Origin of the sequence: Burkholderia sp. BCC0506 (genome assembly GCF_902833145.1) — a bacterium.
Classification (GTDB): Bacteria; Pseudomonadota; Gammaproteobacteria; order Burkholderiales; family Burkholderiaceae; genus Burkholderia.
Genome location: NZ_CADFEN010000016.1, coordinates 139,686 through 155,033, shown reverse-complemented (window position 1 = coordinate 155,033; position 15,348 = coordinate 139,686). Strand labels below are relative to the sequence as shown.

The 15,348-nt window shown below is 62.2% G+C and carries 10 protein-coding genes, 1 tRNA gene and 1 pseudogene; all 12 read left to right on the top strand.

What is annotated here, in order from left to right; all coding sequences use genetic code 11:
• Positions 1-98 (top strand): annotated as a pseudogene (locus HWX62_RS30030) (elongation factor Tu); the annotation flags it as partial.
• Between the two features lie 59 nt (positions 99-157).
• Positions 158-233: transfer RNA gene (locus HWX62_RS30025), tRNA-Trp, on the top strand.
• A gap of 42 nt (positions 234-275) precedes the next feature.
• Positions 276-656 (top strand): preprotein translocase subunit SecE, encoded by a 381-nt coding sequence (gene secE, locus HWX62_RS30020; RefSeq protein ID WP_175932060.1) that lies wholly within the window; start codon positions 276-278, stop codon positions 654-656.
• Position 657: 1 nt separating this feature from the next.
• Positions 658-1,215, top strand: a complete 558-nt coding sequence (gene nusG, locus HWX62_RS30015; protein ID WP_006400672.1) for a transcription termination/antitermination protein NusG — start codon at positions 658-660, stop codon at positions 1,213-1,215.
• Positions 1,216-1,355: 140 nt separating this feature from the next.
• Positions 1,356-1,787, top strand: coding sequence for a 50S ribosomal protein L11 (gene rplK / locus HWX62_RS30010; RefSeq protein WP_006477201.1), 432 nt, complete (start codon positions 1,356-1,358; stop codon positions 1,785-1,787).
• A complete protein-coding gene (gene rplA / locus HWX62_RS30005) occupies positions 1,788-2,486 on the top strand; it encodes a 50S ribosomal protein L1 (protein WP_034209724.1) in 699 nt (232 codons plus the stop codon).
• 307 nt (positions 2,487-2,793) lie between these two features.
• Complete coding sequence (rplJ, locus tag HWX62_RS30000; protein WP_006482916.1) at positions 2,794-3,291, top strand: 50S ribosomal protein L10; 498 nt, start codon at positions 2,794-2,796, stop codon at positions 3,289-3,291.
• A gap of 63 nt (positions 3,292-3,354) precedes the next feature.
• Positions 3,355-3,729, top strand: coding sequence for a 50S ribosomal protein L7/L12 (gene rplL / locus HWX62_RS29995; RefSeq protein ID WP_006482911.1), 375 nt, complete (start codon positions 3,355-3,357; stop codon positions 3,727-3,729).
• Positions 3,730-4,110: 381 nt separating this feature from the next.
• A complete protein-coding gene (gene rpoB, locus HWX62_RS29990; RefSeq protein ID WP_175932059.1) occupies positions 4,111-8,217 on the top strand; it encodes a DNA-directed RNA polymerase subunit beta in 4,107 nt (1,368 codons plus the stop codon).
• A 21-nt stretch (positions 8,218-8,238) separates the two neighbouring features.
• Positions 8,239-12,480: a DNA-directed RNA polymerase subunit beta' gene (gene rpoC / locus HWX62_RS29985; protein WP_006482896.1), complete on the top strand. Its 4,242-nt coding sequence runs from the start codon at positions 8,239-8,241 to the stop codon at positions 12,478-12,480.
• A gap of 279 nt (positions 12,481-12,759) precedes the next feature.
• Complete coding sequence (gene recQ, locus HWX62_RS29980) at positions 12,760-14,607, top strand: DNA helicase RecQ (protein ID WP_175932058.1); 1,848 nt, start codon at positions 12,760-12,762, stop codon at positions 14,605-14,607.
• A 226-nt stretch (positions 14,608-14,833) separates the two neighbouring features.
• Positions 14,834-15,214, top strand: coding sequence for a 30S ribosomal protein S12 (gene rpsL / locus HWX62_RS29975; RefSeq protein ID WP_006400662.1), 381 nt, complete (start codon positions 14,834-14,836; stop codon positions 15,212-15,214).
• The last annotated feature ends 134 nt before the right edge of the window (positions 15,215-15,348 follow it).

Sequence of the window (15,348 nt, the reverse complement as noted above, 5' to 3'; positions counted from 1 at the left end):
TGATCGCGCCGATCGCGATGGAAGAAGGTCTGCGCTTCGCAATCCGCGAAGGCGGCCGTACCGTCGGCGCAGGCGTCGTCGCCAAGATCATCGAGTAAGCCAGTTATTCGTTGATCGACAGTTTTGGGGCTGGCAGCAGCCGGCCCCAACATGGTTTAGGGGTATAGCTCAACTGGCAGAGCGTCGGTCTCCAAAACCGAAGGTTGGGGGTTCGATTCCCTCTGCCCCTGCCAAAAATCGCCACGTGTCCCACGTGGCATTTGTTTTAAGGTGTTATGGCGAATCCATCCGTCGAAACTGTAAATACCTCCGGCGATAAGCTGATGCTGGCCCTGGGCGTATTGCTGGTGTTGGCCGGATTCGTGGGCTTCTTCTGGCTGGCCAATCAGCAGTGGTATGTCCGCGGTGCCGCGTTGGCGGTAGGTATCATCGCCGGCGTGGCCGTCGGGCTGATGTCCCCCCCTGGCAAGAGCCTCATTGCATTTGCCAAGGATTCGTACAAGGAAGTCCGGAAGGTCGTATGGCCCACCCGCAAGGAAGCAACGCAAACCACACTCGTCGTGTTCGGTTTCGTGCTCGTGATGGCGATTTTCCTCTGGTTGAGCGACAAATCGATCGAATGGGTGATTTTCTCGGCGATTCTGGGTTGGAAATGATATGAGCGATACTCCGGCATCCCCGAGCGGAAAGCGTTGGTACGTCGTGCACGCCTACTCCGGTATGGAGAAGAGCGTGCAACGTGCGCTTCAAGAGCGCATCGAACGTGCTGGCATGCAGGACAAATTCGGTCAGATCCTGGTCCCGACCGAAGAAGTGGTCGAAGTCAAGGGTGGCCACAAGGCAGTGACTGAGCGTCGTTTCTTCCCCGGCTACGTGCTGGTGGAAATGGAAATGACGGACGAAACGTGGCACCTCGTGAAGAATACCGCGAAGGTCACCGGTTTCGTCGGCGGTGCGCGTAACCGTCCGACCCCGATTTCCCCGAAGGAAGTCGAGAAGATCATGTCGCAGATGCAGGAAGGCGTCGAAAAACCGCGCCCGAAGACCCTGTTCGAAGTCGGCGAGATGGTGCGTGTCAAGGAAGGCCCGTTCACGGACTTCAACGGCACCGTCGAAGAAGTCAACTACGAGAAATCGCGCGTGCGTGTGTCGGTCACCATTTTTGGCCGCTCCACCCCGGTCGAACTCGAGTTCGGTCAGGTCGAAAAAGTTTGATCCCGATTCGGTGGGCAGCCTCGGCTGCCCACCTTCGCGCTTACGGCCCGCGTCATGGCCGTTGAGGAGCGTCAGTAGCCAAAGGCGAAAGCGCGTTATCACTCACCGAACGCCTTCCCGGCGTTCCAATGAGGTTTCAAATGGCAAAGAAGATTATCGGCTTTATCAAGCTGCAGATCCCTGCAGGTAAAGCCAACCCGTCGCCGCCGGTCGGTCCGGCACTGGGCCAGCGCGGCCTGAACATCATGGAGTTCTGCAAGGCGTTCAACGCGCAGACTCAAGGCATGGAGCCGGGTCTGCCGGTGCCGGTGGTCATCACGGCATTCGCTGACAAGAGCTTCACGTTCGTGATGAAGACGCCGCCGGCGACCGTCCTGATCAAGAAGGCGGCGAAGGTGGACAAGGGCTCGAGCAAGCCGCACACCGACAAGGTCGGTTCGATCACGCGCGCTCAAGCCGAAGAAATCGCGAAGACCAAGATGCCGGACCTTACGGCAGCTGATCTGGACGCAGCCGTTCGCACCATCGCTGGTAGCGCACGCTCGATGGGTATCACTGTGGAGGGCGTGTAAATGGCTAAGATCTCCAAGCGCCGTCAGGCATTTGCCGCCAAGGTCGACCGTCAGAAGCTGTACGCGATCGAAGACGCACTGAGCCTCGTGAAGGAATGCGCGAGCGCGAAGTTCGACGAGTCGATCGACGTCGCAGTCCAGCTCGGCATCGACGCGAAGAAGTCGGACCAGGTCGTTCGTGGTTCGGTCGTTCTGCCGGCAGGTACGGGCAAGTCGGTTCGCGTTGCCGTGTTCGCGCAAGGTGAAAAGGCCGAGCAGGCGCGTGCAGCAGGCGCGGAAATCGTCGGTATGGAAGACCTCGCCGAGCAGATCAAGGCTGGTCAGATGGATTTCGACATCGTGATCGCTTCGCCGGACACGATGCGTATCGTCGGTACGCTCGGCCAGATCCTGGGCCCGCGCGGCCTGATGCCGAACCCGAAGGTCGGTACGGTCACGCCGGACGTCGCAACCGCCGTCAAGAACGCGAAGGCCGGTCAGGTGCAATTCCGTGTCGACAAGGCCGGTATCATTCACGCGACCATCGGCCGTGCATCGTTCGAGCCGACCGCGCTGCGTTCGAACCTGTCGGCGCTGATCGACGCGCTGCAGAAGGCAAAGCCGGCAACGAGCAAGGGCGTGTACCTGCGCAAGATCGCACTGTCGAGCACGATGGGCGTCGGCGTGCGTGTCGACCAGGCTACGCTGGCAGCACAGTAAGCAAGTATTCGGGCCGCTTCGCTCGCGAGGCGGCCTACATGGGCTTTGGGCGGTTGTTCGTGCTGCATGGCGAACAACCGGTTATCAAAGACCGTTGGTGGGGCGCAGCAGTCGGGTGATCCCCTTAATTCAAGCCAACGCAGATGGCGAACCCGAAAAAGTTTTGCAGTGGTGAAGCCGCAGGCCGCGAAGCGATTCGCGGCGTGAGGTGGAAATACTCCTAACGAGGTCGGACGCCGTTGTTGAACGAGGTACGTGAGGTTTCGCCATACCGGCAGGCCGAACGTATCGTTTCTGGAGGCTAACCGTGCCGCTTAATAGAGAAGACAAGCAAGCCGTCGTCGCTGAGGTTTCCGCGCAAGTCGCGAAGGCCCAGACCGTTGTGCTGGCTGAGTATCGTGGAATTGCGGTTGGCGATCTGACCAAGCTGCGCGCGCAAGCGCGTGAGCAAAAGGTTTACCTGCGCGTGTTGAAGAACACGCTGGCGCGTCGCGCCGTCGAAGGTACGCCGTTTGCTCCGCTGGCAGAGCAGATGACTGGTCCGCTGATCTACGGCATCTCGGAAGATGCAATTGCTGCTGCTAAGGTCGTCAACGACTTCAGCAAGAGCAATGACAAGTTGGTCATCAAGGCTGGTTCGTTCGATGGCAAGGTGATGGACAAGGCTGGCGTGCAAGCGCTGGCAAGCATCCCGAGCCGCGAAGAACTGCTCTCGAAGCTGCTGTTCGTTATGCAAGCGCCTGTTTCGGGCTTCGCGCGTGCCCTGGCCGCGCTGGCCGAGAAGAAGCAAGCGGAAGCTGCATAAGCGAACGTGCATCAGCGTTATTGATCGCTGGCTGTATCCGAATTCAATTTAGGAGTATTTCAAATGGCAATCGCAAAAGAAGACATCCTGGCAGCAGTCGAAGGGATGACCGTTCTGGAACTGAACGAACTGGTCAAGGCGTTCGAAGAGAAGTTTGGCGTGTCGGCAGCTGCAGTGGCAGTCGCTGGCCCGGCAGGCGGCGGCGCTGCTGCCGCTGCAGAAGAGAAGACCGAATTCACGGTCGTCCTGGCTGAAGCCGGCGCCAACAAGGTTTCGGTCATCAAGGCCGTTCGCGAACTGACGGGCCTGGGCCTGAAGGAAGCGAAGGACCTGGTTGACGGTGCACCGAAGCCCATCAAGGAAGGCGTCGACAAGGCTGCTGCTGAAGAAGCCAAGAAGAAGCTGGAAGAAGCTGGCGCGAAGGTCGAAGTCAAGTAAGTTTCGACGCGCTGTGCGAAGGCTGGCGGTATTTTCACCGCCGGCCTTTTTGTGCTTTGTGGGGACGTTATTCTGGCACTCATTCGGGAGCACGAATAATCGGCCCCAGAAGCCAAAGAAAACCGCCTGATCGTTGTGGTGAATCACGCACGATTGGCGGTTCTCTTTGTCTTCTGAAGCGACTGCAGAAGGCAAGTTTGGTCGGGTAGCGGGCAACACAGGCATCCGCTGCCGTCAGCCAGCGGTTGGTAGCGGCCAACCACCAAGCTTCTCGGCTCGTTCAAGCCGTCGAACGGCCATCGGGTCTCAGTCGGTGAACACTCGGGTTTGAAACGTCCAGGTATTCCGCCTCGATAGCACCCGCCGTGATTCGGAGATCGTATGCAATATTCCTTCACCGAGAAGAAGCGCATTCGCAAGAGTTTCGCGAAGCGCCCCATCGTTCACCAAGTTCCGTTCTTGCTGGCTACTCAGCTTGAATCATTCAGCACGTTTCTGCAAGCCGATGTGCCCGCGACGCAACGTAAGCCCGAGGGTTTGCAGGCCGCGTTCACGTCGGTATTTCCCATTGTTTCGCACAACGGTTTCGCGCGCCTCGAGTTCGTGAGCTATGCGCTGTCCTCGCCGGCATTCAACATCAAGGAATGCCAGCAGCGTGGCCTGACGTACTGCTCCGCGCTGCGCGCGAAGGTCCGCCTCGTCATCCTCGACAAGGAATCGCCGAACAAGCCGGTCGTCAAGGAAGTGAAGGAGCAGGAAGTGTACATGGGCGAAATTCCGCTCATGACGCCGACGGGCTCGTTCGTCATCAACGGCACCGAGCGTGTCATCGTCTCGCAGCTGCACCGTTCGCCGGGCGTGTTCTTCGAACACGACAAGGGCAAGACGCACAGCTCGGGCAAGCTGCTGTTCTCGGCACGGATCATTCCGTACCGCGGCTCGTGGCTCGACTTCGAATTCGATCCGAAGGACATCCTGTACTTCCGCGTCGACCGTCGCCGCAAGATGCCGGTCACGATCCTGCTGAAGGCCATCGGCCTGACGCCGGAACAGATCCTCGCGAACTTCTTCGTGTTCGACAACTTCACGCTGATGGACGAAGGCGCGCAGCTCGAGTTCGTGCCCGAGCGCCTGCGTGGTGAAGTCGCGCGTTTCGACATCACGGATCGTGATGGCAAGGTGATCGTCCAGAAGGACAAGCGGATCAACGCGAAGCACATTCGCGACCTCGAAGCCGCGAAGACCAAGTTCATCTCGGTGCCGGAAGACTATCTGCTCGGCCGCGTGCTGGCGAAGAACGTCGTCGACGGCGATACCGGCGAAGTGATCGCGAGCGCGAACGACGAAATCACCGAAAGCGTGCTCGAGAAGCTGCGCGAAGCGGGCATCAAGGACATCCAGACGCTCTACACGAACGATCTGGACCAGGGCCCGTACATTTCGTCGACGCTGCGTGTCGACGAAACGACCGACAAGACGGCCGCGCGCATCGCGATCTACCGCATGATGCGTCCGGGCGAGCCGCCGACCGAAGAAGCGGTCGAGGCACTGTTCAACCGTCTGTTCTACAGCGAAGAAGCGTACGACCTGTCGAAGGTCGGCCGCATGAAGTTCAACCGCCGCGTCGGCCGTGACGAGATCACCGGCCCGATGACGCTGCAGGACGACGACATCCTCGCGACGATCAAGATCCTCGTCGAACTGCGCAACGGCAAGGGCGAAGTGGACGACATCGACCACCTCGGCAACCGTCGCGTGCGCTGCGTCGGCGAACTGGCGGAAAACCAGTTCCGCGCGGGTCTCGTGCGTGTCGAGCGCGCGGTCAAGGAGCGCCTCGGCCAGGCCGAAAGCGAAAACCTGATGCCGCACGACCTGATCAACTCGAAGCCGATTTCGTCGGCGATCCGCGAGTTCTTCGGTTCGTCGCAGCTGTCGCAGTTCATGGACCAGACCAACCCGCTGTCGGAAATCACGCACAAGCGTCGCGTTTCCGCACTGGGCCCGGGCGGTCTGACGCGCGAGCGCGCAGGCTTCGAAGTCCGCGACGTGCATCCGACCCACTACGGCCGCGTGTGCCCGATCGAAACGCCGGAAGGTCCGAACATCGGCCTGATCAACTCGCTCGCACTGTACGCGCACCTGAACGAGTATGGCTTCCTCGAGACGCCGTACCGCAAGGTCGTGGACGGCGAGGTGACCGACCAGATCGACTACCTGTCGGCGATCGAGGAAGGTCGCTACATGATCGCCCAGGCGAACGCCGCGATCGACGAGGACGGCCGACTGATCGACGAACTCGTGTCGTCGCGTGAAGCGGGCGAAACGATGATGGTCACGCCGGACCGTATCCAGTACATGGACGTCGCGCCGTCGCAGATCGTGTCGGTGGCAGCATCGCTGATCCCGTTCCTCGAGCACGACGACGCGAACCGCGCGTTGATGGGTTCGAACATGCAGCGTCAGGCCGTGCCGTGTCTGCGTCCGGAGAAGCCGGTCGTCGGTACGGGTATCGAGCGCACCTGCGCGGTCGACTCGGGCACGACGGTCCAGGCGTTCCGCGGCGGTGTCGTCGACTACGTCGACGCAGGCCGTATCGTGATTCGCGTGAACGACGAAGAAGCGGTCGCAGGTGAAGTCGGTGTCGACATCTACAACCTGATCAAGTACACGCGTTCGAACCAGAACACGAACATCAACCAGCGTCCGATCGTGAAGATGGGCGACAAGGTCTCGCGCGGCGACGTGCTGGCCGACGGCGCGTCGACGGACCTGGGCGAGCTCGCGCTCGGCCAGAACATGCTGATCGCGTTCATGCCGTGGAACGGCTACAACTTCGAGGACTCGATCCTGATCTCGGAGAAGGTGGTCGCGGACGATCGCTACACGTCGATCCACATCGAAGAGCTGAACGTCGTTGCACGCGACACGAAGCTCGGGCCGGAAGAAATCACGCGCGACATCTCGAACCTGGCGGAAGTCCAGCTCGGCCGTCTCGACGAATCGGGCATCGTGTACATCGGTGCCGAAGTCGAAGCAGGCGACGTGCTGGTCGGCAAGGTCACGCCGAAGGGCGAGACCCAGCTGACGCCGGAAGAGAAGCTCCTGCGCGCGATCTTCGGCGAGAAGGCTTCGGACGTGAAGGACACGTCGCTGCGCGTGCCGTCGGGCATGAGCGGTACCGTGATCGACGTCCAGGTGTTCACGCGTGAAGGCATCCAGCGCGACAAGCGTGCGCAACAGATCATCGACGACGAACTGAAGCGCTACCGTCTCGACCTGAACGACCAGCTGCGCATCGTGGAAGGCGACGCGTTCCAGCGTCTCGCGCGCATGCTCGTGGGCAAGGTCGCGAACGGCGGTCCGAAGAAACTCGCGAAGGGCACGAAGATCGACCAGGCTTACCTGGAAGACCTCGACCACTACCACTGGTTCGACATCCGCCTCGCGGACGACGAAGCCGCGGCGCAGCTCGAAGCGATCAAGAACTCGATCGAAGAGAAGCGTCACCAATTCGACCTCGCGTTCGAAGAGAAGCGCAAGAAGCTCACGCAGGGCGACGAACTGCCGCCGGGCGTGCTGAAGATGGTCAAGGTGTACCTCGCGGTGAAGCGCCGCCTGCAGCCTGGCGACAAGATGGCAGGCCGTCACGGTAACAAGGGTGTCGTGTCGAAGATCGTCCCGATCGAAGACATGCCGTACATGGCCGACGGCCGTCCGGCAGACGTCGTGCTGAACCCGCTCGGCGTGCCGTCGCGGATGAACGTGGGTCAGGTTCTGGAGGTCCACCTCGGCTGGGCCGCGAAGGGCCTCGGCTGGCGTATCGGCGAAATGCTGCAGCGTCAGGCGAAGATCGAGGAACTGCGCGTGTTCCTGACGAAGATCTACAACGAGTCGGGCCGCCAGGAAGATCTGGAAAGCTTCACCGACGAAGAGATCCTCGAACTCGCGAAGAACCTGCGCGAAGGCGTACCGTTCGCGACGCCGGTGTTCGATGGCGCAACCGAGGAAGAAATGGGCAAGATGCTCGACCTCGCGTTCCCGGACGACATCGCGCAGCAGCTCGACATGAACCCGTCGAAGAACCAGGTCCGCCTGTACGACGGTCGCACGGGCGAGCCGTTCGAACGCCGCGTGACGCTCGGCTACATGCACTACCTGAAGCTGCACCACCTGGTCGACGACAAGATGCACGCGCGTTCGACGGGCCCGTACTCGCTCGTCACGCAGCAGCCGCTGGGTGGTAAGGCGCAGTTCGGTGGCCAGCGTTTCGGTGAAATGGAAGTGTGGGCACTCGAAGCGTACGGCGCGTCCTACGTGCTGCAGGAAATGCTGACGGTGAAGTCGGACGACGTGACCGGCCGGACGAAGGTGTACGAAAACCTCGTCAAGGGCGATCACGTGATCGATGCAGGCATGCCGGAATCCTTCAACGTGCTCGTGAAGGAAATCCGCTCGCTCGGTATCGATATCGATCTCGACCGCAATTAATCGGACTACGGAGAGAAGGCAATGAAAGCTCTGCTCGATCTATTCAAGCAAGTCCAACAGGAAGAAGTTTTCGACGCGATCAAGATCGGTCTGGCCTCGCCGGACAAGATCCGTTCGTGGTCGTTCGGTGAAGTGAAGAAGCCGGAGACCATCAACTACCGTACGTTCAAGCCGGAACGCGATGGTCTGTTCTGCGCGAAGATCTTCGGGCCGATCAAGGACTACGAGTGCCTGTGCGGCAAGTACAAGCGCCTGAAGCATCGCGGCGTGATCTGCGAGAAGTGCGGCGTCGAAGTGACGCTGGCGAAGGTGCGTCGCGAACGGATGGGCCACATCGAGCTGGCCTCGCCGGTCGCGCACATCTGGTTCCTGAAGTCGCTGCCGTCGCGTCTGGGCATGGTGCTCGACATGACGCTGCGCGACATCGAACGCGTGCTGTACTTCGAAGCGTACGTGGTGATCGAACCGGGCATGACGCCGCTGAAGGCGCGGCAGATCATGACCGAAGAGGATTACTACAACAAGGTCGAGGAATACGGCGACGAATTCCGTGCCGAGATGGGCGCGGAAGGCGTGCGTGAACTGCTGCGCGCGATCAACATCGACGAGCAGGTCGAGACGCTGCGCACCGAGCTGAAGAACACCGGCTCGGAAGCGAAGATCAAGAAGTACGCGAAGCGCCTGAAGGTCCTCGAGGCATTCCAGCGCTCGGGCATCAAGCCCGAGTGGATGATTCTCGAAGTGCTGCCGGTGCTGCCGCCGGAACTGCGTCCGCTCGTGCCGCTGGACGGCGGCCGTTTCGCGACGTCGGACCTGAACGACCTGTATCGCCGCGTGATCAACCGTAACAACCGGTTGAAGCGTCTGCTCGAGCTGAAGGCGCCTGAAATCATCGTCCGCAACGAAAAGCGGATGCTGCAGGAAGCCGTCGACTCGCTGCTCGACAACGGTCGTCGCGGCAAGGCGATGACGGGCGCGAACAAGCGTCCGCTGAAGTCGCTCGCCGACATGATCAAGGGCAAGGGCGGTCGTTTCCGTCAGAACCTGCTGGGCAAGCGCGTCGACTACTCGGGCCGTTCGGTCATCGTGGTCGGCCCGACGCTGAAGCTGCACCAGTGCGGTCTGCCGAAGCTGATGGCGCTCGAGCTGTTCAAGCCGTTCATCTTCAACAAGCTGGAAGTGATGGGCGTTGCGACGACCATCAAGGCGGCGAAGAAGGAAGTCGAGAACCAGACGCCGGTGGTGTGGGACATCCTCGAAGAGGTGATCCGCGAACACCCGGTGATGCTGAACCGTGCGCCGACGCTGCACCGTCTCGGTATCCAGGCGTTCGAGCCGGTGCTGATCGAAGGCAAGGCGATCCAGCTGCACCCGCTCGTCTGCGCGGCGTTCAACGCCGACTTCGACGGTGACCAGATGGCCGTTCACGTGCCGCTGTCGCTCGAAGCGCAGATGGAAGCGCGCACGCTGATGCTGGCGTCGAACAACGTGCTGTTCCCGGCCAACGGCGATCCGTCGATCGTGCCGTCGCAGGATATCGTGCTGGGTCTGTACTACGCGACCCGCGAAGCGATCAACGGCAAGGGCGAAGGCCTGTCGTTCACGGGCGTGTCGGAAGTCATCCGCGCGTACGAGAACAAGGAAGTCGAGCTGGCCTCGCGCGTCAACGTCCGGATTACCGAAATGGTCCGCAACGAGGACACGTCGGAAGGTGCGCCGGAATTCGTGCCGAAGATCACGCTGTACGCGACGACCGTCGGCCGCGCGATCCTGTCGGAGATCCTGCCGCACGGCCTGCCGTTCTCGGTGCTGAACAAGCCGCTGAAGAAGAAGGAAATCTCGCGCCTGATCAACACCGCGTTCCGCAAGTGCGGTCTGCGTGCGACGGTCGTGTTCGCCGACCAGCTGATGCAGTCGGGTTTCCGTCTCGCGACGCGCGCCGGCATCTCGATCTGCGTGGACGACATGCTCGTGCCGCCGCAGAAGGAAACGATCGTCGGCGACGCCGCGAAGAAGGTGAAGGAGTACGACCGCCAGTACATGTCGGGTCTCGTCACCGCGCAGGAACGCTACAACAACGTGGTCGACATCTGGTCGGCGACGTCGGAAGCGGTCGGCAAGGCGATGATGGAGCAGCTGTCGACGGAGCCGGTGATCGATCGCGACGGCAACGAGACGCGCCAGGAGTCGTTCAACTCGATCTACATGATGGCCGACTCGGGCGCCCGGGGTTCGGCGGTTCAGATTCGTCAGCTGGCCGGTATGCGAGGCCTGATGGCGAAGCCGGACGGCTCGATTATCGAGACGCCGATTACCGCGAACTTCCGCGAAGGTCTGAACGTGTTGCAGTACTTCATCTCGACCCACGGTGCACGTAAGGGTCTGGCTGATACGGCACTGAAGACCGCGAACTCGGGTTACCTGACGCGTCGTCTGGTCGACGTCACGCAGGATCTGGTCGTGGTGGAAGACGATTGCGGCACGTCGAACGGCGTCGCGATGAAGGCGCTCGTCGAAGGCGGTGAAGTCGTCGAAGCGCTGCGCGACCGTATCCTCGGCCGCGTCGCGGTGGCGGACGTCGTGAATCCGGAAACGCAGGAAACGCTGTACGAGTCGGGCACGCTGCTCGACGAAACGGCGGTCGAGGAGATCGAACGCCTCGGCATCGACGAAGTGCGCGTGCGCACGCCGCTCACCTGCGAAACGCGTTACGGCCTGTGCGCAGCCTGCTATGGCCGCGACCTCGGCCGCGGCTCGCTCGTGAACGTCGGCGAAGCCGTCGGCGTGATCGCGGCGCAGTCGATCGGTGAGCCGGGCACGCAGCTGACGATGCGTACGTTCCACATCGGTGGTGCGGCATCGCGTGCGGCAGTGGCGTCGTCGGTCGAAGCGAAGAGCAACGGTATCGTGCGCTTCACGGCCACGATGCGCTACGTGACGAATGCGAAGGGCGAGCAGATCGTCATCTCGCGTTCGGGCGAAGCGATGATCACCGACGACTTCGGTCGCGAGCGCGAGCGTCACAAAGTGCCGTACGGCGCGACGCTGCTGCAGCTCGACGGCGCGACCATCAAGGCCGGCACGCAGCTCGCCACGTGGGATCCGCTGACGCGTCCGATCATCACCGAGTACGGTGGTACGGTGAAGTTCGAGAACGTCGAGGAAGGCGTGACCGTCGCGAAGCAGATCGACGACGTGACCGGCCTGTCGACGCTGGTCGTGATCGACGTGAAGCGCCGCGGTTCGCAGGCTTCGAAGAGCGTGCGTCCGCAGGTGAAGCTGCTCGACGCGAACGGCGAGGAAGTGAAGATCCCGGGCACGGAGCATGCGGTGCAGATCGGCTTCCAGGTCGGCGCACTGATCACCGTGAAGGACGGCCAGCAGGTGCAGGTCGGTGAAGTGCTCGCACGTATCCCGACGGAAGCGCAGAAGACGCGTGACATTACCGGCGGTCTGCCGCGGGTGGCGGAACTGTTCGAAGCGCGTTCGCCGAAGGATGCCGGCATTCTCGCGGAAGTCACCGGCACGACGTCGTTCGGCAAGGACACGAAGGGCAAGCAGCGTCTCGTCATCACGGACCTCGAGGGCAACCAGCACGAGTTCCTGATCGCGAAGGAAAAGCAGGTTCTGGTTCACGATGCGCAGGTCGTCAACAAGGGCGAAATGATCGTGGACGGTCCGGCCGATCCGCACGATATCCTGCGTCTGCAGGGTATCGAGGCGCTGTCGCGCTACATCGTCGACGAAGTGCAGGACGTGTACCGTCTGCAGGGCGTGAAGATCAACGACAAGCACATCGAGGTGATCGTTCGCCAGATGCTGCGTCGTGTGCAGATCACCGACAACGGCGATACGCGCTTCATCCCGGGCGAACAGGTCGAGCGTTCCGACATGCTGGACGAGAACGATCGCATGATCGCCGAGGGCAAGCGCCCGGCTTCGTACGATAACGTGCTGCTCGGTATCACGAAGGCATCGCTGTCGACCGACTCGTTCATCTCCGCGGCATCGTTCCAGGAAACGACCCGCGTGCTGACCGAAGCGGCGATCATGGGCAAGCGCGACGATCTGCGCGGCCTGAAGGAAAACGTGATCGTCGGCCGTCTGATTCCGGCCGGTACGGGTCTCGCGTTCCACAAGGCACGCAAGGCGAAGGAATCGTCGGATCGCGAGCGTTTCGACCAGATCGCAGCGGAAGAGGCATTCGACTTCGGCACGCCGAGCGCGCCGGCGGAAGAGCCGCAACACCCGGCAGCCGAGTAAGCGCGAGGCGGCGCAAGCCGCCTTGCCTTGCTATCATCGCTGTCACCGAAACCGCCCGGTTCTGCCGGGCGGTTTTTTTTATCCCTCGTTCACGCGCATCACGTGCCTGCGCGGCGCCGGCGCATGATGCCCCGCGCTCGCGTCCGGTACGGCCGCGGCAGGCCCGTGATGCACGCGAACGAACCCTGACCGAACGGCCAACGCCGCGCGATTCGCCACGCGTCGCGCGAGCGGGTTGTTAAAATTGCGGTCATCGCTTAGCCGTCCCAGTTCTCATTCATGTCCCGCGCCCTCGAAATACTCGACGAAGTCTTTGGTTATTCCGCCTTTCGCGGCCAGCAGGGCGAGATCGTCGAGCACGTCGCCGGCGGCGGCGATTGTCTCGTGCTGATGCCGACCGGCGGCGGCAAGTCGCTGTGCTACCAGATTCCCGCGCTGCTGCGCCGCGAGGCCGGGCAGGGCGCCGGCATCGTCGTTTCGCCGCTGATCGCGCTGATGCAGGACCAGGTCGCCGCGTTGAGCGAAGTCGGTGTGCGCGCGGCCTACCTGAATTCGACGCTGTCGGGCGCCGAGGCCGCGGCTACCGAGCGCGCGCTGCGCGAAGGCGAAATCGATTTGCTGTACGTCGCGCCGGAGCGGTTGATGACGGGCCGCTTCCTCGAGCTGCTCGAGCGCGCGAAGATCGGCCTGTTCGCGATCGACGAAGCGCACTGCGTGTCGCAATGGGGGCACGATTTCCGCCCGGAATACATCCAGCTGTCGGTGCTGCACGAGCGCTTCCCGTCGGTGCCGCGCATCGCGCTGACCGCCACGGCCGATGCGATCACGCGCGACGAGATCATCCATCGTCTCGCGCTCGACGATGCACGCGTGTTCGTGTCGAGCTTCGACCGCCCGAACATTCGCTACCGGATCGTCGAGAAGGACAACGCGCGCTCGCAGCTGCTCGACTTCATCCGCGCCGAACACACGAATGCCGACGGTACGACGGACGCGGGTGTCGTCTATTGCCTGTCGCGCCGCAAGGTCGAGGAAACGGCCGAATGGCTGAAGGCGCAGGGCGTGCGCGCGCTGCCGTATCACGCGGGGATGGAGTTCGAGGTGCGGCAGAAGCACCAGGAAATGTTCCAGCGCGAGGAAGGCATCGTGATGTGCGCGACGATCGCGTTCGGCATGGGCATCGACAAGCCCGACGTGCGCTTCGTCGCGCACCTCGATCTGCCGAAGAGCGTCGAAGGCTATTACCAGGAAACCGGCCGCGCGGGCCGCGACGGCTTGCCGGCGAACGCGTGGATGGCGTACGGCCTCGGCGACGTCGTCCAGCAGCGCAAGATGATCGACGAATCCGATGCGGACGACGCGCACAAGCGCGTGCAGACGTCGAAGCTCGATGCGCTGCTCGGGTTGTGCGAGACGATCTCGTGCCGCCGCGTGCGGCTCTTGAACTACTTCGGCGAGGCGAGCCAGCCGTGCGGCAACTGCGACACGTGCCTCGAGCCGCCCGCGTCGTGGGACGCGACGCGCGAGGCGCAGATGGCGCTGTCGTGCGTGTTCCGCGCGCAGCGCGCGAGCGGCTTCAATTTCGGCTCGAGCCACCTGATCGAGATCCTGCGCGGCGGGCGCACCGAGAAGGTGTTGCAGCGCGGCCACGACCAGCTCAGCACGTTCGGCATCGGCGCCGCGCTGTCCGAACCGGAGTGGCGGGCGATTTTCCGGCAGCTGGTCGCGTACGGCTACCTGGCGGTCGACCATGGCGGCTTCGGCGCGCTGATGCTGACCGAGGCCGCGAAGCCCGTGCTGAAGAACGAGGAAAAGGTCACGCTGCGCCGCTACGTGAAGCCGCAGCGCTCTCGCCAGTCGTCGAGTCGCAGCGGCACGCGCGTCGACCCGACGGCCGGCATGGGCGCCCGCGAACGCGCGCGCTGGGATGCGCTGCGCGCGTGGCGCGCGGAAACCGCGAAGACGGACGGTGTGCCGGCCTACGTGATCTTCCACGACGCGACGCTCGCCGAAATCGCACGCAATGCGCCGGAGACGATCGACGACCTGCGCCACATCCCCGGCATGGGCGTGCGCAAGCTGGAGCGTTTCGGCGACGAGATCATCGACGTCATCGAATCGGCTTGACACAGCGTTCCGACCCCTCGTGAAAACCGCGCGATCAGCCGGCAAATCACGCAAGCCGTTGACTTAGTTGGCATTTCCGGAATATCATGCTGGGTTCCGGTATTCGGTGGGCCGAGTCGCGTTCGAAAGTTCGCGCCCGATTCGCCGGTTCGGAAGTCAACTGTGCGTCGATTCTCGCTTTGCCCGAAATCGGCGTGCAGATTTTGTTCAATTTCAGGAATAAACAATGCCAACCATCAACCAACTGGTTCGCAAAGGCCGTCAGTCGGAAACGACGAAGAGCAAGAGCCCGGCCCTGCAGGACTGCCCCCAGCGTCGCGGCGTGTGCACCCGTGTGTACACGACGACGCCGAAGAAGCCGAACTCGGCACTCCGTAAGGTCGCCAAGGTTCGTCTGACGAACGGCTTCGAAGTGATTTCGTACATCGGCGGTGAAGGCCACAACCTGCAGGAACACTCGGTTGTGCTGATCCGCGGCGGCCGTGTGAAGGACTTGCCGGGTGTGCGTTACCACATGGTTCGCGGCTCGCTGGATACCCAGGGCGTCAAGGACCGTAAGCAAGCGCGCTCGAAGTACGGCGCGAAGCGTGCAAAGGCTGCCAAGTAAGCAGTTTTTGATCAGGGATCGCCGCAGGGCGGTCAAGGCGGGAGTGCCGGATTGCCGGTGCTGTCGAGTAAGTGGTCACCCGGCCAAGCTGGTTAGTCGTGAAGATGTGATCGGGTTTGTTGGTGGCCGCGGAG

Excerpts from the sequence above, each read along its gene's own strand:
- rpoC (WP_006482896.1), top strand. The coding sequence starts at position 8,239 with ATGAAAGCTCTGCTCGATCTATTCAAGCAAGTCCAACAGGAAGAAGTT.
- rplL (WP_006482911.1), top strand. The coding sequence starts at position 3,355 with ATGGCAATCGCAAAAGAAGACATCCTGGCAGCAGTCGAAGGGATGACC.
- rplA (WP_034209724.1), top strand. The coding sequence starts at position 1,788 with ATGGCTAAGATCTCCAAGCGCCGTCAGGCATTTGCCGCCAAGGTCGAC.
- rplK (WP_006477201.1), top strand. The coding sequence starts at position 1,356 with ATGGCAAAGAAGATTATCGGCTTTATCAAGCTGCAGATCCCTGCAGGT.
- secE (WP_175932060.1), top strand. The coding sequence starts at position 276 with ATGGCGAATCCATCCGTCGAAACTGTAAATACCTCCGGCGATAAGCTG.
- nusG (WP_006400672.1), top strand. The coding sequence starts at position 658 with ATGAGCGATACTCCGGCATCCCCGAGCGGAAAGCGTTGGTACGTCGTG.
- recQ (WP_175932058.1), top strand. The coding sequence starts at position 12,760 with ATGTCCCGCGCCCTCGAAATACTCGACGAAGTCTTTGGTTATTCCGCC.
- rpoB (WP_175932059.1), top strand. The coding sequence starts at position 4,111 with ATGCAATATTCCTTCACCGAGAAGAAGCGCATTCGCAAGAGTTTCGCG.
- rpsL (WP_006400662.1), top strand. The coding sequence starts at position 14,834 with ATGCCAACCATCAACCAACTGGTTCGCAAAGGCCGTCAGTCGGAAACG.